The 25,532-nt window shown below is 67.5% G+C and carries 23 protein-coding genes and 1 riboswitch; of the genes, 7 read left to right on the top strand and 16 right to left on the bottom strand.

The window, feature by feature from the left end; all coding sequences use genetic code 11:
• The first annotated feature begins 205 nt into the window (after window positions 1-205).
• Window positions 206-973 (top strand): metallophosphoesterase, encoded by a 768-nt coding sequence (locus P73_RS05915; protein ID WP_245629235.1) that lies wholly within the window; start codon window positions 206-208, stop codon window positions 971-973.
• Window positions 974-990: 17 nt separating this feature from the next.
• On the opposite strand, the gene P73_RS05910 is transcribed toward P73_RS05915, so the two are convergent.
• Entirely contained in the window at window positions 991-1,461 is a 471-nt protein-coding gene (locus P73_RS05910) for an Lrp/AsnC family transcriptional regulator (RefSeq protein WP_043868869.1), read from the bottom strand.
• Window positions 1,462-1,577: 116 nt separating this feature from the next.
• Here P73_RS05910 and putA point away from each other — a divergent pair, with 116 nt between their 5' ends.
• Window positions 1,578-4,985, top strand: coding sequence for a bifunctional proline dehydrogenase/L-glutamate gamma-semialdehyde dehydrogenase PutA (gene putA, locus P73_RS05905; protein WP_139267111.1), 3,408 nt, complete (start codon window positions 1,578-1,580; stop codon window positions 4,983-4,985).
• A gap of 66 nt (window positions 4,986-5,051) precedes the next feature.
• On the opposite strand, the gene P73_RS05900 is transcribed toward putA, so the two are convergent.
• The 14 genes from P73_RS05900 to P73_RS05835 form a co-directional block, all read right to left on the bottom strand.
• Window positions 5,052-6,620: an L-aspartate oxidase gene (locus tag P73_RS05900; RefSeq protein ID WP_043868867.1), complete on the bottom strand. Its 1,569-nt coding sequence runs from the start codon at window positions 6,618-6,620 to the stop codon at window positions 5,052-5,054.
• 7 nt (window positions 6,621-6,627) lie between these two features.
• Window positions 6,628-7,680 carry a quinolinate synthase NadA gene (gene nadA, locus P73_RS05895; protein WP_043868866.1) on the bottom strand — a complete coding sequence of 351 codons (1,053 nt, stop codon included), beginning with the start codon at window positions 7,678-7,680 and terminating at the stop codon, window positions 6,628-6,630.
• A gap of 140 nt (window positions 7,681-7,820) precedes the next feature.
• A complete protein-coding gene (gene nrdF / locus P73_RS05890) occupies window positions 7,821-8,792 on the bottom strand; it encodes a class 1b ribonucleoside-diphosphate reductase subunit beta (RefSeq protein WP_043868865.1) in 972 nt (323 codons plus the stop codon).
• Between the two features lie 7 nt (window positions 8,793-8,799).
• Complete coding sequence (gene nrdE, locus P73_RS05885) at window positions 8,800-10,923, bottom strand: class 1b ribonucleoside-diphosphate reductase subunit alpha (RefSeq protein ID WP_043868864.1); 2,124 nt, start codon at window positions 10,921-10,923, stop codon at window positions 8,800-8,802.
• The gene (gene nrdI / locus P73_RS05880) at window positions 10,905-11,360 is read right to left on the bottom strand and encodes a class Ib ribonucleoside-diphosphate reductase assembly flavoprotein NrdI (protein ID WP_052453065.1); all 456 of its coding nucleotides are present in this window, start codon (window positions 11,358-11,360) and stop codon (window positions 10,905-10,907) included. The genes nrdE and nrdI overlap by 19 nt, the downstream gene beginning before the upstream one ends.
• A gap of 4 nt (window positions 11,361-11,364) precedes the next feature.
• Entirely contained in the window at window positions 11,365-11,586 is a 222-nt protein-coding gene (gene nrdH / locus P73_RS05875) for a glutaredoxin-like protein NrdH (RefSeq protein WP_043868863.1), read from the bottom strand.
• A 92-nt stretch (window positions 11,587-11,678) separates the two neighbouring features.
• Window positions 11,679-11,867: riboswitch (cobalamin riboswitch) on the bottom strand.
• Between the two features lie 371 nt (window positions 11,868-12,238).
• Window positions 12,239-13,612, bottom strand: a complete 1,374-nt coding sequence (locus P73_RS05870) for an aspartate aminotransferase family protein (RefSeq protein ID WP_043868862.1) — start codon at window positions 13,610-13,612, stop codon at window positions 12,239-12,241.
• 144 nt (window positions 13,613-13,756) lie between these two features.
• Window positions 13,757-14,239 (bottom strand): Lrp/AsnC family transcriptional regulator, encoded by a 483-nt coding sequence (locus P73_RS05865; RefSeq protein WP_043868861.1) that lies wholly within the window; start codon window positions 14,237-14,239, stop codon window positions 13,757-13,759.
• Window positions 14,240-14,248: 9 nt separating this feature from the next.
• The gene (locus tag P73_RS05860; protein ID WP_043868860.1) at window positions 14,249-15,241 is read right to left on the bottom strand and encodes a cyclodeaminase; all 993 of its coding nucleotides are present in this window, start codon (window positions 15,239-15,241) and stop codon (window positions 14,249-14,251) included.
• Entirely contained in the window at window positions 15,234-16,223 is a 990-nt protein-coding gene (gene eutB / locus P73_RS05855; RefSeq protein ID WP_043868859.1) for a hydroxyectoine utilization dehydratase EutB, read from the bottom strand. Before eutB ends, P73_RS05860 begins: the two co-directional genes overlap by 8 nt.
• Window positions 16,223-17,038, bottom strand: coding sequence for an ectoine/hydroxyectoine ABC transporter ATP-binding protein EhuA (gene ehuA / locus P73_RS05850; RefSeq protein WP_043868858.1), 816 nt, complete (start codon window positions 17,036-17,038; stop codon window positions 16,223-16,225). The genes eutB and ehuA overlap by 1 nt, the downstream gene beginning before the upstream one ends.
• Window positions 17,038-17,709 (bottom strand): ectoine/hydroxyectoine ABC transporter permease subunit EhuD, encoded by a 672-nt coding sequence (gene ehuD / locus P73_RS05845; RefSeq protein ID WP_043868857.1) that lies wholly within the window; start codon window positions 17,707-17,709, stop codon window positions 17,038-17,040. The genes ehuA and ehuD overlap by 1 nt, the downstream gene beginning before the upstream one ends.
• A 3-nt stretch (window positions 17,710-17,712) precedes the next feature.
• Window positions 17,713-18,378, bottom strand: coding sequence for an ectoine/hydroxyectoine ABC transporter permease subunit EhuC (ehuC, locus tag P73_RS05840; RefSeq protein ID WP_043868856.1), 666 nt, complete (start codon window positions 18,376-18,378; stop codon window positions 17,713-17,715).
• 106 nt (window positions 18,379-18,484) lie between these two features.
• Complete coding sequence (locus tag P73_RS05835) at window positions 18,485-19,327, bottom strand: transporter substrate-binding domain-containing protein (protein ID WP_043868855.1); 843 nt, start codon at window positions 19,325-19,327, stop codon at window positions 18,485-18,487.
• A 190-nt stretch (window positions 19,328-19,517) separates the two neighbouring features.
• Between P73_RS05835 and P73_RS05830 the strand changes: the two genes are divergently transcribed.
• From P73_RS05830 to P73_RS05820, 3 genes are read left to right on the top strand one after another with little or no spacing between them, the layout of a single operon-like run.
• Entirely contained in the window at window positions 19,518-20,702 is a 1,185-nt protein-coding gene (locus P73_RS05830) for a M24 family metallopeptidase (protein ID WP_043868854.1), read from the top strand.
• Between the two features lie 2 nt (window positions 20,703-20,704).
• On the top strand, window positions 20,705-21,862 hold the full coding sequence (gene argE, locus P73_RS05825; RefSeq protein ID WP_043868853.1) for an acetylornithine deacetylase: 1,158 nt from the start codon (window positions 20,705-20,707) through the stop codon (window positions 21,860-21,862).
• Entirely contained in the window at window positions 21,855-22,625 is a 771-nt protein-coding gene (locus P73_RS05820) for a GntR family transcriptional regulator (protein WP_082033131.1), read from the top strand. Before argE ends, P73_RS05820 begins: the two co-directional genes overlap by 8 nt.
• A 29-nt stretch (window positions 22,626-22,654) precedes the next feature.
• Here P73_RS05820 and P73_RS05815 read toward each other — a convergent pair whose 3' ends face one another.
• Window positions 22,655-23,275 (bottom strand): glutathione S-transferase family protein, encoded by a 621-nt coding sequence (locus tag P73_RS05815; RefSeq protein WP_043868852.1) that lies wholly within the window; start codon window positions 23,273-23,275, stop codon window positions 22,655-22,657.
• Window positions 23,276-23,690: 415 nt separating this feature from the next.
• Here P73_RS05815 and P73_RS05810 point away from each other — a divergent pair, with 415 nt between their 5' ends.
• Together P73_RS05810 and P73_RS05805 are read left to right on the top strand one after the other, a co-directional pair.
• Entirely contained in the window at window positions 23,691-24,158 is a 468-nt protein-coding gene (locus P73_RS05810; protein ID WP_043868851.1) for an RrF2 family transcriptional regulator, read from the top strand.
• A 184-nt stretch (window positions 24,159-24,342) separates the two neighbouring features.
• The gene (locus tag P73_RS05805; protein ID WP_082033130.1) at window positions 24,343-25,530 is read left to right on the top strand and encodes a sulfate ABC transporter substrate-binding protein; all 1,188 of its coding nucleotides are present in this window, start codon (window positions 24,343-24,345) and stop codon (window positions 25,528-25,530) included.
• Window positions 25,531-25,532 lie beyond the last annotated feature (2 nt).

The following is a 25,532-nucleotide window of genomic DNA, read 5'->3' as shown; positions in this document are numbered from 1 at the left end:
CGCTTTTTTCCGGCAAGCGTTTCACGAACGCCTCAGTTGCGTGCGGTGCGGCCGGGCTTGAGCAGGAAATCGCGCAAGGCAGGCGTGTCTTTGCGCGGTTTCGCTCCACTTTAGGGGGAGGTGCCGCCGCGCCGCGACTACCAACCGGCGGCGGCATATGGCATCAGGACTAACACATCGGGCTGGAGAAAGCAGAGGAGACGCGGTGATCAGAAGCCTCAAGCACAGTTTCGGCGACATGTCCTCCGCGGATTCTCCCCGCTTCGAGGGAGGACCGCCCGCCCCGGACAGGGCCTTCGCCCTTGTCGGCGACATCCACGGCGCGGCCCGATGCCTCGATCTCCTGCTTGAACGGCTGGCGCAGGAGGCGCCCGAGCTGCCGCTCGTCTTCGCCGGCGATTACGTGGACCGCGGCGAGGAGAGCGCGACGGTGCTGGAACGGCTGCATTTCCTGTCGCTCACCCGGCCGGATACGGTGCTCCTGCGCGGCAATCACGAGGAGCTGATGCTCGATTTCCTCGACGATCCGGGCCGCCACGGCAATCGCTGGATGCGCCACGGCGGATTGCAGACCATGGCGAGCTTCGGCTTCGGCGGCCTGACGGAGCGCAACGGGCCGGACCGGCTGACCGAGGCGCGCGACCACCTGCGCGACCGCCTGGGCGCGCAGAAGGAAGCCTGGCTGCGCGACCTGCCCCGCCTCTACCGCAACGGCAATGTCGCGGTCGTCCATGCCGGCGCGGATCCGGCGCGGGAGCTCGACGACCAGGACCCGGACACGCTGACCTGGGGCCATCCCCGCTTCGGGCGCGACGCGCGCCGCGACGGCGTCTGGATCGCCCACGGCCATACGATCGTGGACATGCCGCGCGAGCGCAACGGCGTGATCTCCGTCGATACCGGGGCCTATGCGACCGGGCGGCTCACCGCCGCGCTGATCCGGGCCGGCGCGGTGGAATTCGTGCAAAGCTGAGCGCGGAGCACCGCGCCTCACCCCTCCGGCGCGATCCAGTTCTGTTCGACCACCGCCTCCATCGCGACATAGCTGCGCGTGGAACCGAGATACGGCAGGGCGGAGATCTCCTCCGCCATCGTCTTTCGGAAATGGGTCATGTCGCGGGAACGGATCTTCAGCAGATAGTCGAAGCCGCCCGCGATCATGTAGCACTCCTCCACCTCGGGAATGCGGCGCACCGCGGCGTTGAACGCCTCGAGCGCCTTCTGGCGCGTGTCCGAGATCGACACCTCGACATAGGTGACATGGGTCAGGCCGAGCTTCAGCGGCGAGAGGATCGCGCGATAGCCGGTGATGAGGCCCATCTCCTCCAACTGCCGGATCCGCAGCGCCACCGGCGTCTTCGACAGGCCGACGGCCTTCGCAAGCTCGGTGATCGGGATGCGCGCGTTGGCGACGAGATGGGCGAGGATTCTCCGGTTGGTGGCATCGAGCTTCACATCCATCCACGGAGTCTCCACATATTGATCTTTTTCACTAACATTGTCGGAAATTTTGGATCCTTTGTCTAGCCTGTGGCGATTATCCTTAGGCAGATACGCACCCTTCCCATGAGGACATGATGACCCGGATCGCATTCCCCACGCTCGGGCCCGCGGCGAAATACGCGCCGGAGGCCGCCCTTCTCGACCGCCTCATCGCCGGGGCCGCCCTGTCGGAGACGACGCGCCGGGCCATGTCCGCCCGCGCCGAGACGCTCGTGCGCCGGATCCGGGAGGAGGCGAAACCGACCCTCATGGAGCATTTCCTCGCCGAATACGGCCTCTCCACGCGGGAAGGCGTGGCGCTGATGTGCCTCGCGGAGGCGATGCTGCGCGTGCCCGACAGCTTCACCATCGACGCGCTGATCGAGGACAAGATCGCGCCCTCGGAATGGAACAGGCATATCGGCAGCGCCGCCTCCTCCCTCGTCAACGCCTCGACCTGGGCGCTGATGCTGACGGGCAAGGTGCTCGACGACGACCAGCCGGGGGTGGCGGGCGTGCTGCGCGGCGCGGTCAAGCGCCTGGGCGAGCCGGTGATCCGCGCCGCCGTGGGTCGCGCGATGAAGGAGATGGGGCGCCAGTTCGTGCTGGGCGAGACCATCGAAGGCGCACTCCGGCGCGGCGAGGCGCAGGAGGAGAAGGGCTATACCTATTCCTTCGACATGCTGGGCGAAGCCGCGCGGACGAAGGCCGACGCGGAGCGCTACGCGCGCGATTACGCGCACGCGATCGCGGCGATCGGCGCCCACGCGACACACCACCGGATCGTGGACAACCCCGGCATCTCGATCAAGCTTTCGGCCCTGCACCCGCGCTACGAGGTGGCGAAAGAGGCCCGCGTCATGGCCGAACTCGTCCCCGTCGTCTCCCGCCTCGCGCGGCAGGCGAAGGAGGCGGGCATCGCGCTCCATATCGACGCGGAGGAACAGGACCGGCTCGCGCTGTCCTTCAAGGTGATCGAGGCCGTGCTGTCCGATGACGACCTTGCGGGCTGGGACGGGCTCGGTGTCGTGGTGCAGGCCTATGGCAAGCGCGCGGAGGCGGCCATCGACGCGCTGCACGACATGGCGGCCTGCTACGACCGCAAGATGAACGTGCGCCTCGTCAAGGGCGCCTACTGGGACACGGAGATGAAGCTCGCGCAGGTCGCGGGCATGCCCGATTTCCCGCTCTTCACGTCGAAGGCCGCAACGGATGTCGCCTATATCTGTCTGGCGAAGAAGCTCTTCGATCTGAGCGACCGGCTCTTTCCGCAATTCGCCACCCATAACGCCCATACCGCCGCTGCGGTGATGGAACTGGCCGGGGGCCGTGAATTCGAATTCCAGCGGCTGCACGGCATGGGCGAACGGCTGCACGACATCCTCCTGAAGGAAACGAAAGGCCATTGCCGCATCTATGCGCCCGTCGGCGCCCATCGCGACCTTCTGGCCTATCTCGTGCGGCGGCTGCTCGAGAACGGCGCGAATTCGTCCTTCGTGCACCAGATCGTCGACGAGGAGGTGAGCCCGGCGGAGATCGCCGCCGATCCCTTCGCCGCGCTGGCGGAGGCAAGGGCGCCCGCCGGTCTCGTGCATCCCGCGCGCCTCTTCGGGACGGCGCGGGAGAATGCCCGCGGCTGGGACCTGAGCGACGAAAGCGTCCTGGCGGAGATCGACCGCGCCCGCGCCGTCGCGATCCCCGACGCCCGCCCGCTCACCCTTTCCGAACCGGGCGGGAAGACCCGGCCCGTCACCAACCCGGCGACCGGAGAGACCGTCGCCACCGTGACCGAAGCGGACCCGGAAACCGTCGCCCGCGCACTGGACGATGCCCGCCCCTGGTCCGCCCCCGCCGCCGAACGCGCCGCCGTGCTCCGCCGCGCCGCCGATCTCTATGAGGCGCAGTATGGCGCGTTTTTCGCCATCCTCGGACGCGAGGCCGGCAAGACCCTGCCCGACGCCGTCGGAGAACTGCGCGAGGCGGTCGATTTCCTGCGCTACTACGCGCAGCAGGGCGAGGACGATCCACGTCCGCCCCGCGGCCTGTTCACCGCGATCAGCCCGTGGAACTTCCCGCTCGCGATCTTCACCGGACAGATCGCCGCCGCGCTCATGGCCGGCAACGGCGTGCTTGCGAAACCCGCCGAACAGACGCCGCTCGTCGCCTTCCGCGCCGTCGAACTGCTGCACGAGGCGGGCGTGCCGCGCGAGGCGCTTCAGCTCCTGCCCGGACGCGGCTCCACCGTCGGCGCGGCGCTCACCGCCGATCCGCGCGTGGCGGGCGTCGTCTTCACCGGCTCCACCGACACCGCAAAGCGCATCGCGCGCAGCATGGCCGACCATCTCGAACCGGGCACGCCGCTGATCGCGGAAACCGGCGGTCTCAACGCGATGATCGTCGATTCCACCGCGCTGCCGGAACAGGCGGTGCGCGACATCGTCGCCTCCTCCTTCCAGTCGGCGGGACAACGATGCTCCGCGCTCAGATGCCTCTACCTTCAGGAAGACAGCGCACCGCATGTCCTCGACATGCTGAAAGGCGCGATGGACGAACTCGCCCTGGGCGATCCGTGGCACATCGCCACCGATGTCGGCCCGGTGATCGACGCGGAGGCGTGCAACGAGATCTCGGATTACATCGCGAAGAAATCGAACGCCGTCCTGCACCGCCTGGCCACGCCGGAGACCGGGACATTCGTCGCGCCGACGCTCCTCAAGGTGTCGGGGATCAACGACCTCGAACGCGAGATCTTCGGCCCGGTGCTGCACGTCGCGACCTTCCGGGCGCGCGATCTCCAAAAGATCGTGGCGCAGATCAACGCCCGCGGCTTCGGCCTCACCTTCGGGCTGCACAGCCGGATCGACGACCGGGTGCAGACGGTGAGCGAGGCGGTCCATGTCGGCAATATCTACGTCAACCGCAACCAGATCGGCGCCGTCGTCGGCTCCCAGCCCTTCGGCGGCGAGGGCCTGTCGGGCACCGGGCCGAAGGCGGGCGGGCCGCTCTACCTCGACCGTTTCTTCGCCCCCGAACCGGGATTTGCAGAGGCCGAACGCTTCGCCGGGGATGCCGATCCGAAGTCCCTCGCGGCGGAGCTCTCGGCACCGGGCGAGATCCGTCTCGAGGAGCGGCTGATGCCGGGACCGACGGGGGAGCTCAACCGGCTCGCGCTCTACACGCGCGCCCCGCTGCTCTGCCTCGGTCCGGGCGCGGAGACGGCGCGGGCGCAGGCGGCGGCGGTCCGGGCGCTCGGCGGGCATGCGGTCGCGGTCGCGGGCAGGCTCTCCGCGCGCGAGCTTGCGCGTCTCGACGGGATCTCCGCGGCGCTCTGGTGGGGCGACGCGACGACCGCGCGCGCCTATGCAAAGGCGCTGGCCAGCCGCGGCGGCGCACTCGTCCCGCTGATCACCGCGCGGCCCGACAAGGCGCATGTGGCGCATGAGCGCCATCTCTGCGTCGATACGACCGCCGCCGGCGGCAATGCGGCGCTGCTTGCGGGCTGACGGAAAAGGGCCGCGCGGTTTCCCCAGCGCGGCCCCGATCTCGTCCCGACCCTCATGCGGCGACGCTCATGTCGGCTCCTTGCAGACCTGCGCACGCAGGGCGAGCGCCTCGGACAGGGTCATGCGCGACCGCCGCCCCGCGCCGGGCAGGGGGTCGGGGAAATCGGACCGCGCATGCGCCCCCCGGCTTTCCTTGCGCAGCAGCGCCGCGGCGGCGATCAGCGTGGCGGTGGCGCACATGTTGAGGAAGGAGGGGCTGTCGCCATGGGCGGCCTCCAGCGTCGCGATCACATGCAGCGCCTCGCGCAGACCCTCGGCGTCGCGCACCACACCGACACTGCGCGTCATGGTCCGGCGCAGCTCGGCCACGGCCTCCGCATCCGGCGCCCTGCCGCCCGTCTCGAAGGCGATGTCGACCGGCGCCGCGCCGGCCCCCTCCGGCACGGCGGCGGCAATGCTTTCGGCGCAGATGCGGGCATAGACCAGCGCCTCCAGCAGCCCGTTGGAGGCCAGCCGGTTCGCACCATGCAGCCCGGTCGACGACGCCTCGCCGCAGACCCACAGATTGCCGAGCGACGCGCGCCCCTCCGCATCGGTCGCCACGCCGCCCATGTGGTAATGCGCGGCGGCGGCCACCGGGATGGGCTCCACCGCCGGGTCGATGCCGTTGCGCGCGCAGGCGGAGGCGACGGCGGGAAACTGGCTCTTGATCCGCTCGCCCAGCACGGCGCGGGTGTCGAGCATCGGACGCTTCCCGGCCTGCCCCTGCGCAAAGATCGCGCGCGCGACGATGTCGCGCGGGGCAAGCTCGGCATCGGGATGAATGTCGCACATGAACCGCGCGCCCGCCGCGTTCACGAGGATGGCCCCCTCCCCGCGCAGCGCCTCGGTGGCGAGCGGCGCGGGATCCTCGCCCACGTCGATCGCGGTCGGATGGAACTGGACGAATTCGGCATCGGCGATCTCCGCGCCCGCCCGCGCGGCCATGCCGATCACCTGACCGCGGATGCGCGGCGGGTTGGTCGTGATCGCATAGAGCCCCCCGGATCCGCCCCCGGCCAGAAGAAAGGCCGCGCCGCGCACCATCACCGGGGCGGAGCGCGCCTCGTCCGACCGCTGGATCGCCACGCCGGTAACACGCCCGTCCACGACGTCGAGCCCGATGGCCATCGTGCCCTCGAGCACCTGCACCGAAGGCGTCGCGCGCACCTGTTCGACGAGCGCGGCCATGATCTGCGCCCCGGCCTGGTCGCCGCGCACGCGCACCACGCGGGCAAAGGAATGCGCCGCCTCCCGCGACAGCACATAGCCGCCCTCCGGCGTGCGGTCGAACGGCGTGCCGAGGGTGGTGAGATCGAGGATATGCTCGCGCGCCTCCCGCGTCACCCGCGCCGCGACCCCGGCATCGACGATGCCCGCCCCCGCGCGCAGCGTGTCCTCCGCATGGCGTTCGGGACTGTCGGCGACATCCATCGCCGCGGCCACCCCGCCCTGCGCCCAGGCGGAGCTCGCCCCCTGTCCCAGCCGCTCGGGCGAGATCATCACCACCGGGCGCGGTGCGAGCTTGAGCGCGGCATAGAGCGCGCCGAGGCCCGCCCCGACGATGACGACCCGGTCCGTGGCGAGCTCCTTCATCTCCGGATCACAGGCCGAGTTCGCGCGACAGGTCGATCATGCGCTGGACCGACAGCCGCGCCTTTTCGGCGATCGCGGGATCGACCTCCACCTGGTTGTCCATGGTGACAAGCACGTAGAGGATCTTCTCGAGCGAGATCTTCTTCATGTAGGGGCACATGTTGCACGGCCCGAGGAACTCCACCTCGGGAAACTCGTCGGAAATGTTCGAGGCCATCGAGCATTCGGTGACGAGCATCGCCTGTTTCGGCCGGTTCTCCGACACGAAGCGGATGATGCCGCTCGTCGAGCCGGAGAAATCCGACGCCGCGATCACCGGGGGCGGGCATTCCGGGTGGGCGATGATCTTCGTCTCCGGATTCCACTTGCGGAACTCGTTGATGTCCTCGGCGGTATATTGTTCGTGCACGATGCAGGAGCCGGGCCAGAAGACCACGTTCTTCTGCGGCACGTCGCGGGCGACGTTCTGCGCGAGGTACTGGTCGGGCGTCATGATGACCGTGTCGCTCTCCATCGCCGCGACGATCTGCGCCGCGTTCGAGGAGGTGCAGCAGATGTCGGACGCGGCCTTCACCTCCGCCGTGGTGTTCACGTAGGAGACGACCGGCGCGCCGGGATATTTCGCGCGCATCTCCTCGATCCCGTCCGCGGTGATGCTTTCGGCCAGCGAACAGCCCGCCTCCATGTCGGGCATGAGCACGGTCTTCTGCGGGCTCAGGATCTTCGAGGTCTCGGCCATGAAATGCACGCCCGCCTGCACGATCACATCCGCCTCGACCTCGGCCGCCTTGATCGCGAGCTGGAGGCTGTCGCCGACGAAATCGGAGACGCCGTGATAGATCTCCGGCGTCATGTAGTTATGGCCGAGGATGACGGCGTTGCGCGCCGCCTTGAGCTCGTTGATGGCCTTCACATAGGGGGCATAGACCGCCCAGTCGACCGGGGAGACGACACGGTCCATGCGCGCGTAGACGTCCTGCATGGACGCGGCCAGATCCGGCGACGGTGCGAGGTCGAAGCGCTCGGAGAGAGTCGAGCGCACGTGGCTGAGATCGAGCAAGGTCGGGTCCCCCTGTGGAAAACATGGACCGTCATATATTGGCTTGCCCCCGAAAGCCAAGCCCCGCAAGCGCCCGGACACGGAAAAACAGCGGCCGCGCGGCGCGGGGCCCGGCCCCGGATCGGGGCCGGTTGCGGCGCTCAGAAATCCCAGTCCTCGTCCTCGGTCGCGACTGCCTTGCCGATGACATAGGAAGAGCCGGAGCCCGAGAAGAAGTCGTGGTTCTCGCTGTCGGGGGAAAGCGCGGCGAGGATCGCGGGGTTCACCTCCGAGACCTCCGGCGGGAAGAGCGCCTCGAAGCCGAGGTTCTGCAACGCCTTGTTGGCGTTGTAATGCAGGAAGACCTTCACCTCTTCGGTCAGACCGATCCCGTCATAGAGCGCCTCGGTATAGGCGCTTTCGATGTCGTAGAGATCGAAGAGCAGCGCGAAGGCATAGTCCTTCAGCTCCGCCCGCCTCTCTCCGGACAGCCGTTCGAGCCCGCGCTGGAACTTGTAGCCGATGTAATAGCCGTGCACCGCCTCGTCGCGGATGATCAGCCGGATCAGGTCGGCGGTGTTGGTGAGCTTCGCCCGGCTCGACCAGAACATCGGCAGGTAGAAGCCCGAATAGAACAGGAAACTCTCGAGGAACACGCTGGCGATCTTGCGCTTGAGCGGATCGCTTCCCGGCGCGTAGGTCTCGAGGATCGCGCGCGCCTTGGCCTGGAGATGCGGGTTCTCCTCCGACCAGCGGAAGGCCTCGTCCACCTCCCGCGTCGAGCAGAGCGTCGAGAAGATCGAGGAATAGGAGCGCGCGTGCACCGCCTCCATGAAGGCGATGTTGGTCAGCACCGCCTCCTCATGCGGCGTCACCGCATCCGGCATGAGCGAGGGCGCCCCCACCGTGTTCTGGATCGTGTCGAGCAGCGTCAGCCCGGTGAAGACCCGGATGGTCAGCCGCTGCTCCTCCTCGCTCAGCGTCGCCCAGCTCGGGATGTCGTTCGACAGCGGCACCTTCTCGGGCAGCCAGAAATTCACCGTCAGCCGGTTCCAGACCTCGAGATCCTTCTCGTCCTGGAGCCGGTTCCAGTTGATCGCGCGCGGCACGCGAATGTCGGTCATGTCTTTCATCGGAACCTCACAATGTGCAGGAGACGCAGCCCTGCACCTCGGTCCCCTCCAGGGCCGTCTGGCGCAGGCGCACGTAATAGATGGTCTTGATGCCCTTCTTCCAGGCATAGATCTGGGCACGGTTGATGTCGCGCGTCGTCGCCTCCGCCGGGAAGAACAGCGTGAGCGACAGGCCCTGATCGACATGTTCCGTCGCCGCCGCATAGGTGTCGATCAGCGCCTCGGGCCCGATCTCGTAGGCGTCGCGATAATAGTCGAGATTGTCGTTGTTCATGAAGGCGGCCGGGTAATAGACCCGCCCGATCTTGCCCTCTTTGCGGATCTCGATCTTCGAGACGATGGGATGGATCGAGGAGGTCGAATTGTTGATGTAGCTGATCGAGCCGGTCGGCGGCACCGCCTGGAGGTTGCGGTTGTAGAGCCCGTCCTGCATCACCGCCTCCCGGAGCGCGGCCCAGTGCCCCCGCGTCGGCAGGTCGATGCCCTCGAACAGCGCCTTCACCGCGGCGCTCTCGGGAAGCCAGTCGCGTTCCACATATTTGTCGAAGAAGCTGCCGTCGGCATAGGCGCTGTCCCCGAACCCCCGGAAGGTCGTTTCCTTCTCCCGCGCCAGCGCGTTCGAGGCGCGGAGCGCGTGATAGGCGACGGCGGCGAAATAGACGGAGGTGAACTCGATCCCCTCCGGACTGCCGTAATGGATGTGCTCGCGCGCCAGGAACCCGTGCAGGTTCATCTGGCCGAGGCCTATGGCATGGCTTTCGTCATTGCCGCGGCGGACCGAGGGCACGGCGTCGATCGCCGACATCTCCGACACGGCGGTGAGCGCCCGCACGGCGGTCTCGACCGTCTGCCCGAGCTGCTTGCCATCCATCGCCTTCGCGATGTTGAGCGAGCCGAGGTTGCAGGAAATATCCGTCCCGAGGCGGGCATAGGACAGGTCCTCGTTGAAGTCCGAGGCCTCGTTGACCTGGAGGATCTCCGAACAGAGGTTCGACATGTTGATCCGTCCCGCGATCGGGTTCGCGCGGTTCACCGTGTCCTCGAACAGGATATAGGGATAGCCGCTCTCGAACTGGATCTCCGCGAGCGTCTGGAAGAAGGCGCGGGCGTTGATCTTCTTCTTGCGGATGCGCTTGTCGTCCACCATCTCCTCGTATTTTTCCGTGACGGAGAGTTCCGAGAAGGGCACGCCATAGACCTTTTCGACATCGTGCGGCGAAAAGAGATACATATCGGCGTTTTTCTTGGCCAATTCGAACGTCACATCGGGAATGACCACGCCAAGGCTCAGCGTCTTGATACGGATCTTCTCGTCCGCGTTCTCGCGTTTCGTGTCGAGGAAGCGCAGGATGTCGGGGTGATGCGCGTTGAGGTAGACCGCCCCCGCCCCCTGCCGCGCGCCAAGCTGGTTGGCATAGGAAAAGCTGTCCTCGAGGAGCTTCATCACCGGGATCACGCCGGAGGACTGGTTCTCGATCCCCTTGATCGGCGCGCCGTGCTCGCGGATGTTGGTCAGCAGGAGCGCCACCCCGCCGCCGCGCTTGCTGAGTTGCAGCGCGGAGTTGATGCCCCGCCCGATGCTCTCCATGTTGTCCTCGAGCCGCAGAAGGAAGCACGAGATCAGCTCCCCGCGGCTCTTCTTCCCGGCGTTCAGGAAGGTCGGCGTCGCCGGCTGGAACCGGCCCGACAGGATCTCCTCCATGAAGGCCATCGCGAGCGCCTCGTCGCCGCGCGCAAGCGCAAGGGCCACCATCACCACGCGGTCCTCATAGCGTTCGAGATAGCGCTGCCCGTCGCGGGTCTTCAGCGTGTAGGAGGTGTAATACTTGAACGCGCCGAGGAAGGTCGGGAAGCGGAACTTCTTCGCATAGGCCGCCTCCCAGATCCTGCGCATGAAATTCCTGGAATACTGGTCCAGGACCTCCGCCTCGTAATAGCCTTCCTCCACGAGATAGCCGAGCTTCTCGTCGAGCGAGTGAAAGAACACCGTGTTCTGGTTCACATGCTGCAAGAAATACTGACGCGCGGCCATGCGATCCGCCTCGAAGCGGATCCGGCCCTCCCCGTCGTAGAGATTGAGCATCGCGTTCAGCGCGTGGTAATCGAGGCCGTTCAGGTCGGTGTCGAGCATGGCGCGGATCCCATTTTTTCGAGCCCGGCGCGGACGCGGGCGATATCGCTGTCAAATCCCGCCAGCTCGAACTTGTAGAGCAGCGGAACATCGCATTTGCGGGCGATCACATCGCCCGCCATGGCATAAAGCCTGCCGAAATTCCGGTTTCCGGCCCCGATCACGCCCCGCATCAGGGCGCGGGTGTCGGGGTCGTTGAGCAGCCGGATCACCTGTTTCGGGACCGCCCCGCGCCCGGTCCCGTCGGCATAGGTCGGACAGATCAGGACGAAGGGGCGGGCGATGCCGGGCATCGCCTCCTTCGGGGAGATCGGCACGCGCCGGACCGTCAGCCCGAGCCGCGCGACGAAACGCAAGGTGTTCCCCGATGCGGAGGAATAATAGACGATCTCCGGCAGGCCCTGCGGCGGCACCGGGACGGCAGCATCCGGGGGCATGGGATCACAGGAGCCGCGCGATCATGTCCGGGCGGAAGCCCGACCAGTGGTCCTCTCCCGCGACGACGACCGGCGCCTGGCGATAGCCGAGCCCGGTCACGCGGCTCATCGCGTCGCTGTCCTGGGTCAGGTCGATGACATCGTAGGACAGCCCCTTCGCATCGAGCGCGCGGGTCGTGGCGGTGCATTGCACACAGGCGGGTTTGGAATAGACGGTGATGCTCATGTCGGTCCTCTCGCTTCTCTCAGACGTCGAGGCCGCGAGCGACGGACCGCAGGCGCCCCGCCGAACACACGCCCCCGAACCCTCCGTTCGTGGTCATTGTCATATGCCCGGCAGGTCTCCTGACTCGCGGTTCACCGCTTGGCCGGCCTTCCCGGACGTGCGTCCAGTGGCGTGATCGGCCTCGCTCACCGCTTACAGTTGCGGGGGCAGCGCCGGACTCTCACCGGCTTCCCTCTTAGCCGGCGACTCGTGCCGACGGAACCGAAGCAACATCATATTGATGGTTTCGACGAGGGCTTGTCAATATCTGGTTTTCCCACGCGCCCTCGCCCCGCGCCGGAAGACGGGGCGAACGGTGTGGTAACGGGATCTTTACCCGCGCCGGATAGGGTGGAGAGACCGGTGCCGCAACCTCCGCAACTCGCGGCGCCGGTCCTCCCTCCGGCTGAAAGGCAGATCCATGATGATGACGTTCCGACCCCTCGCCCGCACCCTCGCCGTGACGATCACCGGGATCTTTCGGGGCGCCGCCGGATGCACGATCCGGGCGGAGCCCCGGATGGCCCGGCCGCTCCCGCGGCTGGGCAGTCCCGCAACCGGACGCAGCCGGCGGCATGGCCCGGCCGTCCCCCTGGCCTCCTCTCCGCCGGTCTCAGCCGGGCAGCACGGTGTCCACCGCCACCTTCATCGCATCCACGATCCGGTCCGCTTCGCCGCGGGTGAGGCAGAAGGGCGGCGCGAAGCCGATGATGTCGCCCTGCGGCAGGGCCCGCCCGATGACCCCCTCCGCCAGAAGCGCCGCGGCGAGCGAGGCCCCGACCTGATCCCCCGCGTCGAAGAAGCTGCGGCTGTCCCGGTCCCGCACGAAATCCAGCGCACAGAGCATGCCCTCGCCCCGGATCTCCCCGACATTCGGATGATCGCCCAGCGCGTCCTTCATCGCCGCCGTCAGATAGGCGCCGGTGCTTGCGGCATTCTCGACGAGGGCCAACTCGTCCAGAAGCCGGAGGTTGGCCACGCCGGCCGCGGCCCCCACCGGATGCGCGGAATAGGTCCAGCCATGGCCGATGGGCCCGTTCTCGTCCGTTCCCCGTTCGAGCACCTTCCACATCCTCTCCGACACGATCGTGCCGGAAAGCGGCGCATAGGCGGAGGTCAGCCCCTTGGCGATGGTGATGAGATCCGGTTTCAGCCCGTACCGCCCGGAACCGAACATCGTCCCGAGCCGGCCGAAACCGGTCACGACCTCGTCGGCGACCAGAAGGATGTCGTGCCGGTCGAGCACCTCCTGAATCGCCTCCCAGTAACCGGCCGGCGGCGGCACGATGCCGCCCGTGCCCAGGACCGGCTCGCCGATGAAGGCCGCGATCGTGTCCGCCCCTTCCCGCGCGATCAACTCCTCGAGCTTCGCGACGCAATCGGCGACGAAGGCCGCTTCGGACATGGCGAGGTCGTCGCGGCGGAAATAACAGGGCGCTTCCGTGTGCAGCACGCGGTCCAGGGGCAGGTCGAACTTCCGGTGGAACAGCTCGAGCCCGGTCAGCGATCCGGTCATCAGGCCGGAGCCGTGATAGCCGCGGCGGCGGGAGATGATCTTCTTCTTCTCCGGCCGGCCGAGGATGTTGTTGTAATACCAGATCAGCTTGATGTTGGTTTCGTTCGCATCGGAGCCGGACAGGCCGAAATACACCTTCGACATATGCTCGGGGGCGCGGTCCAGGACCATTTTCGCGAGCGTGATCGACGCTTCCGTGCCATGGCCGACATAGGCGTGGTAATAGGCCAGCTCGCGCGCCTGTTCCGCGATGGCCTCCGCGATCTCCTGCCGGCCGTAGCCCACGTTCACACAGTAGAGCCCCGCGAACCCGTCGAGGAATTCGCGCCCGTCGCGATCCACGATCGTGGCGCCCCGCGCCGTCCTGACGATCCGGCCCGGCGCCTCGCCGCGGGCATGCCGGGCGAGATGGGTGGAGGGATGGAAGAAATTCTCGCGATCCCATGTGTCGAGCTGGTCGTTGGTCAGCATGCCTTTCCCCTTTCCTTGCGCCGGACCACGGCGCCGCGCGGCGGCGCGGTCCGGCCGTCGCCTGCCAGTCTGACGCCGCCGCGCGGAAAGGGAGACCAAAAGGACCGCGGGAACAGTCCGTCCGGCCTGCGTGGACGGTCAGGACTAGTCCATTCGGTCCAGAAACAGCTCGAGCGGCGGCGTCCCGCCGCCCTTGACCTGTTTCGTGACGACATAGGTGAAATAGCGCGCGATGCCGATCCGGGCGTCCAGGAGCGTGTCGATCAGGTGCTGATAGGCCTCGATGTCGCGGGTGACGATCTGCAAGAGGTAGTCGTAGCGGCCGCCCAGCGCCCAGCAGGTCACGATCTCCTCATGGGCCTGGAGGCTCGCCTCGAAGGTGCGGAACGAGGCCTGGGTGTGGTCGGCCAGCTCCGCGGCGACGAACACGGTCACGGAGGGGCCGAGCTTCCTGAGGTTGATCTGCGCGCGGTAGCCTTCGATCAGCCCGGCGCGCTCCAGTTTCCTGAGCCGTTCCCAGGCCGGCGTGGGAGAGAGCCCGATCCTGTCGGCAAGCGCGGTTTTCGAGAGCCGTCCCTCGCGGGCCAGCACGCGCAGAATGGCGAGATCGCGGGCGTCGAGCTTCATGGCGACCTCCTATGCGACATGTCCCGGCCCCCCTTCCGCCGGCCCGGCCGCCAGACGGCGCGCGACATGGGCGGCGATGACCGTGTCCTGCACGCCCGTCCCGGTCAGGTCGCAGATCGTGATCTGGCGCGGATCGGTCCGCCCGGTCACGGCGCCGGCAACGATCTGGCCGAGCTCCGGCGGAAGCGCCAGCATCAGCCCCGCGGCCCGCGCGGCGCGCAGCTCTCCGAGCGTTTCGCACTGGCTCACCCGGTCGCAGACATAGAGCTGCGCCGCCGCGAGCGCCTCTGGCGCGATCTCGGTCTTTTCGGCCTGATCGGCCCCCATCGCGGTGATGTGCAGCCCGTCATGAAGCATCTCCGCGGTGATCAGCGGGGCGGTCGAGGGGGTGGCGGTCACGACAAGCTGGCTTCGCGCGACGAGCTGCACCACATCCGTCGCGACATCCACTCCGATGCCCAGCGACCCGCTGAGATCGGCGGCGCATTTCACCGCCTTTTCCCTGTCCCGCCCCCAGACCAGGCCGTGGCGGAACGGCCGTTCGAGAAAGGCGGCCCGCATCTGGAGCCGCGCCTGCACGCCGGTGCCGATGACACCCGCCGTCTCCACCGTCGCCGGCGCGAGGTGCCGTGCGGCGACGGCCCCGGCGGCCGCGGTGCGCAGGTCGGTGAGATACCCGTTGTCGAGGAAGACCGCCTGCGTCATCCCCGTCCGAGCCGAGAGCAGGACCATCAGCCCCGTGAGGCTCGGCAGGCCCTGCGCCGGATTGTCGAAGAATCCCGGCGACACCTTGATCGCGAATCCGTCCAGGCCGGGCACATAGGCCGTCTTCACGTCCACCTCGCCCCGATGCGCCGCGATGGCCATCGACACCACCGGCGGCATCACCACCCCGCCCGCGGCCAGCGCGCGAAAGCCGTCCTCGATCGCGTCCACCAGCGCGGCATCGAGGGTCACGGCCTCGCGCAACTGCGCCTCGGTCAGCACGGGAACCTCAGCCATGGCGCACACCTTTCACCGTCACCGCGCCCAGAACCACATCCCCGCCGGAGATCACACGGGTGAACTGCGCCATGTCGGGGTTGCGCCCGGTGAGGACGGTTGCCATCGCCGGCGAGGGGGCGAGTTTTCCGGCCATGAGCGCGGCGAGGCCGACGACGGCGGCGCCTTCGGCCACCAGGCGGTCCTCGTGGTAGAGCGCCTGCATCGCGCGGTAGATCTCGTCTTCGCTGACGCAGACCACCGCATCCAGAAGGTCGCGGCACAGCGCGAACGTATGCCGGTTCTCCCGCCCGATCCCGCCGCCGAGGCTGTCGGCGAGGCTCGCCACCTCCTCGACCGCGACCGGATGGCCCGCCGCGAGGGAGGCGGCCATCGCCGCCCCGCGCTCCATCGTGATGCCGAGGAGGCGGATCTCCGGCCTGATCGCGCGCGCCGCCACGGCCATCCCGGCGGCGAGCCCGCCCCCCGAAAGCGGGATGAGGAGCGTGTCGATCTCGGGGCGCTGCGCCAGCATCTCGAGCGCGATGGTCCCCTGCCCCGCGATCACATGCGGGTCGTCGAAGGGCGGGATCGCGACGAGCCCTTCGGCGCGGGCACGCCGGTCGGCCTCGCGCTGCGCATCGTCCTGCGAGCGGCCCGCGACATGCACCTCGGCACCGAGGGCGCGGATGCCCGCGACCTTCGCCTCCGGCACGAGGGCGGAGATGCAGACGACGGCGCGCAGCCCGCGCTCCCGCGCCGCCCAGGCGACGCCACGCCCGTGATTGCCGGTGGAACAGCACACCACGCCCGCCGCCCCCTCCGGCAGATGCGCGAGCGCGTTCACCGCCCCGCGCAGCTTGAAGGCGCCGATCGGCTGGCAGGTCTCGAGCTTGAGCCAGAGCGTGCCGCCCACATCCGTCGCGGAGGGCACCATGGGGGTGGCATCGGCGACACCCCGGATCGTCTTCGCGGCAGAAAGGATATCCGCCAGCACGACCATCAGTCGGCTTCCTTGACCGCGCTCAGGAATTGCTGCGTGCGCTCCCGCTGCGGATTGCCGAACAGATCCTCGGGCGCGCCCTGTTCCTCGATGGCGCCATCGTAGAAGAAACAGACCCGGTCGGAGATGTCCTTGGCAAATCCCATCTGGTGCGTGACCATGAGCATCGTCAGGTTGTGCGCGTCCACCAGATCGCGGATCACGTTCGTCACCTCCCCGATCACCTCGGGATCGAGCGCGGAGGTCACCTCGTCGAAGAGCATGACCTTCGGACGCATCGCGAGCGCGCGGGCGATGGCGACGCGCTGCTGCTGCCCGCCGGACAGGCGCGAGGGGTGCTGGTCCATCTTGTCGGCCATCCCCACGAGTTCGAGCAGCTCCTCGGAGCGCGCCCGCGCCTCCGCCTTCGGCATGCCGAGGACCTGCACCGGCCCCTCCATGCAGTTCCCGAGCGCGGTCATGTGCGGAAACAGGTTGAAATGCTGGAAACACATGCCGATCTGGCTGCGCATCCGGCGCAGGTATTTCGGCGAGGCGGGCACGAGCGCGCCGTTCTTTTCCATATGGGTCAGCGGCTTTCCGTCCACATAGATCACGCCCTCGTTGATCGTCTCGAGCGTCATCAGCATCCGCAGCACCGTGGTCTTGCCGGAGCCCGAGGGGCCGATGATCGTCACCATCTCGCCCTCGGCCACGTCGAGGTCGAGATGGTCGAGCACGGTCAGCTCGCCATAGCGCTTGGTCACGTTCATGAAGCGGACCATGGGGGTATCGTCGCCGGTCAGTTCCAGCGGGTAGCGCGACATGTCTTCCATCATTTCAGTCCGAGTTTGCGGCGCACGCGCGTCTCGAAGACGCGGATCAGTGCGGCGGTGGGAAGGGAGATGGCGAGGAAGATCACCCCGACCAGCGTGTAGGGTTCGAGGAAGCGATAGCTTTCCGACCCGATGGCATTGGCGGTGTGCATCAGTTCCGCGACGCCGATCACCGAAAGCATCGGCGTGTCCTTGAAGATCCCGACGAGGTAATTGCCCATCCCGGCGAGCGCGGGCGGGATCGCCTGCGGGAAGATGATCCGGCGATAGGCTTTCGCCGTCGACATGTTGAGCGCGGTGCAGGCCTCCCACTGGCCCTTCGGCACGCTTTCGAGGCCCCCGCGATAGACCTCCGACAGGTAGGCCGAATAGTGCAGGCCGATGGCGATCATCCCCGCGACCCAGGGACCGAGCCGGATGCCGAATTGCGGCCCGACGTAATAGACGAAGAAGATCTGGAGGATCAGCGGCGTGGAGCGCACGAATTCGACGAATTCCCGCACCACGAAGGTCAGGACGCGGGAGGGCGTGCGCTGCGCGAGCGCGAAGACGAGGCCGAGCAGGATGGCGATGCCATAGCCGATCCCCGCCGCCATCAGCGTGTTGAGCGTGGCCGCCAGGAGGCGCGGCAGGATCTCGAAGGTGAAATCCCATTTCCATTCGAAGCCCATGGCTCAGCCCCTCCCCAGCTTGCGGCGCATGACCCGTTCGAGCCCCCGCATGAAGGGGGTCACGACAAAGCGCGCGAGGATGTAGTAGATGATGAGCGCGAGGCCGAAGGACTGCGCCGAGAGGAAGGTGGAGCCGTTGATCTGCTTGGAGACGAACATCAGGTCGGTGACGGAGATCAGGGCGACGAGCGCGGTGTTCTTCAGCAGTTCGATCAGGAGGTTGCCCCAGGGCGGCAGCATGTTGACGAGCGCCTGCGGCAGGATGATCCGGCGCATCCGCGTCGCCGGGCTCATCGAGAGCGCATAGGCCGCCTCCCATTGCCCCTTGGGCACGGACTGGATGCCGCCGCGCACGAGTTCGGCCCCGTAGGCGCCGAGGTTCATGCCCACCGCGACGAAACCGGCGGTGAATTTCTCGAGCGTGATGCCGAAGAACGGGAGCACGAAGAAGATCCAGTAGAGCTGGACCAGGAGCGAGGTGCCGCGAAAGATCTCGATATAGACCACCGCGGCGCCATGGGCGAGGCGGTTGGACGACAGTTTCATCAGCCCCGCGACGAGCGCGATGAGGATGGCGAGCAGGGTGGCGAGAAGGAACTGGGCGGCGGTGACGGCCGTCCCGTTCAGGAAGTCCGGCCAGTAGGCCGCGATGAAGTCCCAAAGGCTCAACGGCGTCTCCGAGGCTGGCGGGGAATGGAAAACGCAGACCGGAAACGGTGCTTCCGATCCGCGCTTTGTCGGTCCGCGCGGGGCCTCCCGCACGGACCGTTGCGGATCACTTCGTCTCGCAGGCTTCCGCGGTGGTCATCTCGCCCGGCAGGTTGCCCTCGGCATAGCCGTAGGGCGCGACGGCCTCCATCATCGCCTCCGTGCCGAGGTAGTCGGCCTGCGCGGCGTTGAACTGCTCCACGAAATCGGCATCGTCGTCGCGGAAGCCGACCCCGACCCAGCTCTGGGTCCAGTCGGGAAGCTGGCTGACGTCCGACACCTCCACGTCGCCGCCGGACTGTTCGGCAAGGTTGAGCGCGGTGAAATAGGTCACCCCGCCCGCATCGGCGCGGCCCGCGCGCACGGCAGCGAGGATCTCGGTCGGGCCGGGCACGGTCATCACGTTGGAGTCGGGAAGCCCGCCGCGCTCGGCGGCCTCGATCTGGTTGTACCCCGCCCCGGTGACGAACGTCGCGTCGGCCTCGGCGAGCTGTTCGTAATTGTTGAGGCTCTTCGGATTGCCGGCGGGCACGATGAAGGCGTCGCCCACCTTCGCCATCGGTTCGGAGAAGGTCACGTTCTCGCAGCGCGAGCCGAGGATATACATCCCGCCGGTGATGATGTCGAAGCGGCCGGCGTTGAGGCCGGGCACGAGGCCGCCCCATTCGGTCACCACGGGTTCGATATTGTCATAGCCCATCTCGCCGAGCACGCCGATCACATAGGCGTTGACGAAGCCTTCGGCCGCGCCGTCCTCCCCCGGATAGGCCCAGGGCACCTCGTTGGCGAACCCGATGCGGATCGGCTCGCCCGCTTCAATCCGGTCCGTCAGCGGTCCGGCCATCAGCGCGGTCGCGCTCACGCCAAGGGCGAGGCCGGTGGCCACAGCGGTTCTGATCGTCTTCTTCATGACTTTCTCCCGGTTGTTTTTTGTTGACGGGCATTCCCGTGCACACTCAATGTTGTGCACAACATCACCCGAAACCTCCCAGAGTCAAGGTTGCCGGTCCGGCTTTATTGCGGAAATTCCGGAGTTTTTCGGCATAGTGCCCGGCCATGCCCTCCCTCGTTGTGCACAACATTCAGAAAGCAAAGCCCATATGCCCGCCCAGACCCCGCCTTTCAGCCAATCCGAATACGACCGGCGCCTCCGCCTGACCCGACAGGCCATGGCGGAGGCGGGCATCGACGTGCTCTTCGTCACCAACCCGTCGAACCAGAACTGGCTGACCGGATATGACGGCTGGTCATTTTATGTGCATCAGGGCGTCATTCTGCCCATGGACGGCGAGCCCTGGTGGTGGGGCCGGATGCAGGATGCCAACGGCGCGCGGCGCACCGTCTGGATGGCGGAGGACCGGATCCTCCATTACGCCGACCGCTACGTGCAGGCCGCCGACATTCACCCGATGGAGGATCTCGCCTCCCACCTGCGCATCATGGGCTATGGCGACAAGCGCATCGGCCTGGAAATGGAGACCTATTATTTCACCGCCCGCGCCTTTGCCGTGCTGGTCGACGGCCTGCCGGAGGCGGAGTTCGTCGATGCCTCGACGCTGGTGAACTGGAACCGGCTGATCAAGTCCGCCGAGGAGCTCGACTTCATGCGCCGGGCCGCGCGGATTTCCGAACTGGTGATCGGCCGGGCGATGGAGATCGCGGAACCCGGCCTGCGCAAGCACGACCTCGTCGGCGAATTGTTCCGCACCTCGGTGCAGGGCGAACACGACAGCTGGGGCGATTATCCCGCCATCGTGCCGCTGGTGCCCTCCGGCGCGGACGCCTCCGCCCCGCATCTCACCTGGAACGGCGAAGCGCTGAAGACGGGCGAGGCGACCTTCATCGAGCAGTCGGGCTGCTACCGGCGCTACCATGCCCCGCTCTGCCGGACGATCTTCTTCGGCAAGCCGCCGCATTACATGGTCGACGCGGCCCAGGCCCTGACCGAGGGGCTGAATGCCGGCATCGAGGTTGCCCGCCCCGGCAACCGCGCCTGCGACATCGCCCGCGCGCTCGACGCGGAGCTCCTGAAGGTCGGGATCGAACGGCCGAACCGCTGCGGCTATGCCGTCGGCCTGTCCTATCCGCCGGACTGGGGCGAACACACGGTGAGCCTGCGGGCCTTCGACGAAACCGTGCTGGAACCGGGAATGACCTTTCATTTCATGCCGGGATTGTGGATGGACGGCTGGGGCATGGAGACCACGGAGACGATCCTCATCCGCGAGGACGGCCCCGCCGAATGCCTCTGCGACGTCCCGCGCGAACTGTTCGTGAAGGCGTGACGATGACGGATCTGACGCGCTGCCGCGGGATCCTGCGCGATCTCGTCGCCTTCGACACGGTCTCCTCCCGCAGCAACCTCGCCGCGACCGGCTATATCGCCGACCGGCTCGAGGCGGCGGGCGCGCGGGTCGAGCTGCTGCCCGACGAGAGCGGGAGCAAGGCCAATCTCTTCGCGACCCTCGGCCCCGACCGGGACGGCGGGCTGATGCTGTCGGGTCATACCGACGTGGTGCCGGTCGCGGACCAGGACTGGAGCAGCGATCCGTTCACGCTGACGGAGCGGGACGGGCGGCTCTACGGGCGCGGCACCTGCGACATGAAGGGCTTCATCGCCGCCTGCCTCGCCTCGCTCGACACGCTCGCCGCCGCGGCGCGCGACCGGCCGATCCACTTTGCCTTCACCCATGACGAGGAGGTGGGCTGTCTCGGGGCGCGCCGCCTCGTGGAAGTCCTGCGCCACCGCGGGACGCGCCCGGCCATGGCCCTGATCGGCGAACCGACCGGGATGCGGGTGATCGACGGGCACAAGGGCTGTTGCGAATATTCGGTCACCTTCACGGGCCGCGCCGGGCACGGCTCCGCACCCGGCCACGGCGTGAATGCCATCGAATACGCCACGCGCTACGTCGCGCGGCTGCTCGAGCTCCGCGAGGCGCTGATCGCGCGCCGGCCGGACGGCTCCCGCTTCGATCCGCCCCATACCACGATCAACATCGGCGCGCTGCACGGCGGGCACGCCCATAACGTGATCGCGGGCGAGGCGCGGCTCGACTGGGAGATGCGGCCGGTCGTGCCGGAGGACACGGATTTCGTGAACGGCGCGCTTGCCGAATTCGTCGGGAGCGAGCTGCTGCCGCAGATGCGCCGCGCCGCCGCCGAGGCCGGGATCCGCACCGAGGTGATCGGGGAGGTGGCGGGGCTGGTGCCGAGGGCGGAGAACGCCGCCCGCGACCTCCTGTTCCGCCTCACCGGCGCAGACTGCGCCGGGCGCGTTCCCTTCGGCACCGAGGCCGGCCTGTTCCAGCAGATCGGCATGTCCGCGGCAATCTGCGGGCCGGGCTCCATTGACCAGGCGCACAAGCCCGACGAATATGTGTCGCTCGACCAGCTTGCACAGGCGATCGGGATGTTGAAACGACTGGGAGCGCGCCATGGCTGAGCTCGACACGACCCTGGGGAGGAACCCCGCCCTTTTCGAACCGGTCACACAGGCCGAACGCGGGCGCGACCGCTTCGAACGGATCCATGACGAGATCCGGGCGCGGATCTGCATGCTGGACTATCCGCCGGGCATGAAACTGTCGGAGACGGCGCTGGCTGCGGAATTCGGCATCTCCCGCACGCCGCTGCGGCGGGTCCTGGCGCGGCTCGAGGACGAGGGGCTGCTCACCTCCGTCCATGGCGTCGGCACGATGGTCACCGATCTGGACTTCGACGACATGGCGCAGGTCTACCGGCTCCGCAAGGAACTTGCGGTGCTCCAGACCACGCTCGACCCCCTGCCGCCGTCGCCGGAACTGCTGGCGCGGGCCCGCGCGGTCGCGCGGCGGGCAGAGGCGCTGAAGGCGGCGCCCTCCGCCCGCGCCTTCACCGAGCTCGACCGCGACCTGTTTCTGATCCTGCTCGAGCTGACCGCCAACGAGCCGCTGAAATTCATTGCCGCACGGCTTTATTTCCGCACCGCGCGCATCTGGCTGCACCAGGTCGGCGCCTCGCAGATCGACCTGGTGCAGGAAATCGAGATCTTCGCGGGCGAGGCCGGCGAGATCCTGAAGGCGCTCGAACTGGGCGACCTGGACGCGGTCGGCCATATGCGCCGCGGGCATATCTCCATGAGCTTCGCCCGCATGCCGTCCGGCCCGGACCTCCGGGAGGAGGCGGGCACGGGCGGACACCCGCCCGAGGCCGCCGCGCGCCGCTGAGGTAGGGGGCCGCCCGGCCCCTCACCCGGTCACGCCGCGGCGCGGTCGGAGGCCTCCCTTGCCCGTCCGAAGGCCGCCCTTGCGCGAAGCCGCTCCTCATAGGCGGCGAGGGCGGGGGGCACCGGCACGCCGATCCCCTCCTTCCACGAGAGCAGATAGAAGGCGGCCGCATCCGCAATCGAGAAGCTCCCGAAAAGACAGGGTTTCTCCCCGAGCTGCTCCGTGAGCCGCTCGTAGCCGGCGGCGACCACGGCGCGGCCCTGCGCGCGCAACTCCTCCCTCGCCGCCGGATCCGCGGTGAATTTCTGCGGCTTCATGGCAAAGACCGATCCGCGCATGTGAAGCGTCGAGACGATGTATTCGGTCAGCTCCATGACCCGGATTTCCGCCTCCAGCCCCTCGGGCAGAAGCCCGGCCTCGGGATGGCGCCTGGCGAGCCAGAAGGCGATGACCGGAAATTCGGTGAGGACGGAGCCGTCCCCGAGCGACAGCGCCGGCACCTTGCCCTTCGGGTTCACGCGCAGATACTCCGGCTCGCGATGCGCCGCCTGTTTCAGATCCGTGATCACCAGGTCGTAATCGGCCCCGATCTCTTCGAGAAGGACGAGGATGCCTTCCGAACAGGTTCCCGGAGAATGATAGAGTTTCATGGCTGCCTCCCTGATTTGCCCCGATCCTGCCCGAGGCGCGTTATGACACAAGACGTGAAAGACGCCCGTCCGCAGGACGGACGCACGCACGCTTTCCTTGTATGCCCCAGACCGGCGCCGTTTTCTTCCCCAAAAAGGAACGCCCATGCCCCCCACGATCGGCCCGATCCGCGGCGAAGACTGGCCAGATGAGATCGCCGGTCTCCGAAACGGCTTTGCCGGGGCTCCGGTCCATTGCGCCCGCCGGACTGGACGTCGGGGCAAGGACTGATTACATGGCTGATCATCGCAAACCGGACCTGCCGCCGCGGTCCGGCCCCTGAAACGCCTGCAAAACGCAAACTATGGTCGCATTTTGTTTCGTTGCTGATAAAATCGACCATCTTAGTCGCCCTTTTTCTGTTGTCCGGACCACATGATCACCCAAAAAACAAAATACGCCCTCAAGTCGCTCATGGTACTGGCCGACGAGAAGACGGGGGACGGCGCAGCCCTGAGGATCGAGGAAATCGCCGAGCGCTCGGGAGCGCCGAAGCGGTTCCTCGAACATATCCTCCTCGATCTCAAGCGGGCCGGGCTGATCGGCAGCCGGCGCGGCCGAAAGGGCGGCTATGAGCTGATCAAGGATCCGCGGCGCGTCTCCCTGGCGGAGATCCTTCGGCTGATCGACGGGCCGATGGCCCCCCTGCCCTGCCTGTCGCGCCGGGCCTACCAGAGATGCGACGATTGCACCGACGAGGTGTCCTGCCGGGTGCGGGCGGTCTTCGGCGGGTTTTATTCCGCCTATATCCTGATGATCGAATCGCTGACGCTGGCGGATCTGATGGAGGATTCGCGCCCGCTGGAACGGTTTGCCCTTCCCGGATTCGCGGCCGGAGAATAATTTTCTCCTATCGCGCGGAAATAAGGCGCGCTTTTTCCTTTGCAATACACGACTATCTCTGTCGTAATTTTGATGTCAGGCGGTGACGGCCGGTCCGAGTCTTCCGGGGAGCGATCCGCGGGAAAGGGGGCCGCCCGCCAGCCTGGCACGACGACAAAGATCAGGTTCAGCAGAGGAAGTCATGATGACCCGCAAATTCAGCACCGGCGCCCATGGGCCCGCCCAAGGCCGGCTCATCCGAAGGTTCGACGACGGTCACATCGCGGATGACGTGAATGCCAAGACCCCCGCCGGGCAGGACGCGGCCCGCGCGGACAGCCGGCATTCGGCGCTGCGGGCGGTTCTTTCCGCCGGGCACTGGCGGGCCGGGCTGTTTTCGGCGGTCTCCGCCATCGGCCTTCTCGCCAGTTCCGTCTCCGGCGCGCATGCGCAGTCGCAGGTCGAGCTCCTGAACGTCTCCTACGACCCGACGCGGGAATTCTACCGCGAATACAACGAGCTCTTCAACGAGTGGTGGACGAGCGAAGGCCATGAGCCGGTGACGCTGCGCCAGTCGCACGGCGGCTCCGGCGGTCAGGCCCGGTCGGTGATCGACGGGCTCGAGGCGCAGGTGGTGACGCTCGCGCTTTCGGCCGATATCGCGGCCATCGCGGAGAATACCGACAAGATCCCCGCGGACTGGCAATCGCGCCTGCCGCACAACTCCTCGCCCTACACCTCGACGATCGTGTTCCTCGTGCGCGAGGGCAATCCGAAGGAGATCGCGGACTGGGACGACCTGGTGCGCGAGGACGTGCAGGTCATCACCCCCAACCCGAAGACGTCCGGCGGCGCGCGCTGGAACTTCCTTGCGGCCTGGGCCTGGGCGCTGGCGGAATATGACGGTGACGAGGAGCAGGTGCGCGCCTACATGACCTCGCTCTTCCAGAACGTGCCGGTGCTCGACACGGGGGCGCGCGGCTCGACCAACACCTTCGCCCAGCGGGGCATCGGCGATGTCCTCCTGGCCTGGGAGAACGAGGCCTTCCTCGCGCTCGCCGAACAGGGCGAGGATGCCTTCGACATCGTGGTGCCCTCGGTTTCCATGCTGGCGGAGCCGCCGGTGGCGCTGGTCGACGGCAACATCACCTCGGACGCGCAACGCGAGGTGGCGCAGGCCTATCTCGAACATCTCTACAGCCCCGAGGCACAGGCGCTCGCCCTGAAGAACTTCTATCGTGCCTGGGACACCTCGGCCGCGTCGGAAGAGGACATCGCCCGGTTCCCGGATGTCGAGCTGGTCTCCATCGACGATTTCGGCGGCTGGGGAGAGGCACAGCCGGCCTTCTTCGGCGACGGCGGCGTGTTCGACCAGATCTTCGAGGAGCAATGAGC

It is taken from the genome of Celeribacter indicus, from assembly GCF_000819565.1.
Taxonomy (GTDB): domain Bacteria; phylum Pseudomonadota; class Alphaproteobacteria; order Rhodobacterales; family Rhodobacteraceae; genus Celeribacter; species Celeribacter indicus.
The sequence above is the reverse complement of the archived record's forward strand: the minus strand, read 5'-3'. Positions and strand labels throughout refer to the sequence as shown.

Bases quoted from the DNA above. Each gene is read 5' to 3' on its own strand.
- P73_RS05870 (WP_043868862.1), bottom strand. From the start codon at position 13,612: ATGCTGACCAACGACCAGCTCGACACATGGGATCGCGAGAATTTCTTC.
- nrdE (WP_043868864.1), bottom strand. From the start codon at position 10,923: ATGCTCGACACCGACCTGAACGGCCTCGATTACCACGCGCTGAACGCG.
- nrdI (WP_052453065.1), bottom strand. From the start codon at position 11,360: ATGCCCCCGGATGCTGCCGTCCCGGTGCCGCCGCAGGGCCTGCCGGAG.
- P73_RS05815 (WP_043868852.1), bottom strand. From the start codon at position 23,275: ATGAAACTCTATCATTCTCCGGGAACCTGTTCGGAAGGCATCCTCGTC.
- argE (WP_043868853.1), top strand. From the start codon at position 20,705: ATGACGGATCTGACGCGCTGCCGCGGGATCCTGCGCGATCTCGTCGCC.
- P73_RS05830 (WP_043868854.1), top strand. From the start codon at position 19,518: ATGCCCGCCCAGACCCCGCCTTTCAGCCAATCCGAATACGACCGGCGC.
- putA (WP_139267111.1), top strand. From the start codon at position 1,578: ATGACCCGGATCGCATTCCCCACGCTCGGGCCCGCGGCGAAATACGCG.
- eutB (WP_043868859.1), bottom strand. From the start codon at position 16,223: ATGGTCGTGCTGGCGGATATCCTTTCTGCCGCGAAGACGATCCGGGGT.
- ehuA (WP_043868858.1), bottom strand. From the start codon at position 17,038: ATGGAAGACATGTCGCGCTACCCGCTGGAACTGACCGGCGACGATACC.
- P73_RS05810 (WP_043868851.1), top strand. From the start codon at position 23,691: ATGATCACCCAAAAAACAAAATACGCCCTCAAGTCGCTCATGGTACTG.
- P73_RS05835 (WP_043868855.1), bottom strand. From the start codon at position 19,327: ATGAAGAAGACGATCAGAACCGCTGTGGCCACCGGCCTCGCCCTTGGC.
- nrdF (WP_043868865.1), bottom strand. From the start codon at position 8,792: ATGAAAGACATGACCGACATTCGCGTGCCGCGCGCGATCAACTGGAAC.
- P73_RS05820 (WP_082033131.1), top strand. From the start codon at position 21,855: ATGGCTGAGCTCGACACGACCCTGGGGAGGAACCCCGCCCTTTTCGAA.
- P73_RS05805 (WP_082033130.1), top strand. From the start codon at position 24,343: ATGACCCGCAAATTCAGCACCGGCGCCCATGGGCCCGCCCAAGGCCGG.
- P73_RS05910 (WP_043868869.1), bottom strand. From the start codon at position 1,461: ATGGATGTGAAGCTCGATGCCACCAACCGGAGAATCCTCGCCCATCTC.
- ehuD (WP_043868857.1), bottom strand. From the start codon at position 17,709: ATGGGCTTCGAATGGAAATGGGATTTCACCTTCGAGATCCTGCCGCGC.
- P73_RS05865 (WP_043868861.1), bottom strand. From the start codon at position 14,239: ATGAAGCTCGACGCCCGCGATCTCGCCATTCTGCGCGTGCTGGCCCGC.
- nrdH (WP_043868863.1), bottom strand. From the start codon at position 11,586: ATGAGCATCACCGTCTATTCCAAACCCGCCTGTGTGCAATGCACCGCC.
- P73_RS05860 (WP_043868860.1), bottom strand. From the start codon at position 15,241: ATGGCTGAGGTTCCCGTGCTGACCGAGGCGCAGTTGCGCGAGGCCGTG.
- P73_RS05900 (WP_043868867.1), bottom strand. From the start codon at position 6,620: ATGAAGGAGCTCGCCACGGACCGGGTCGTCATCGTCGGGGCGGGCCTC.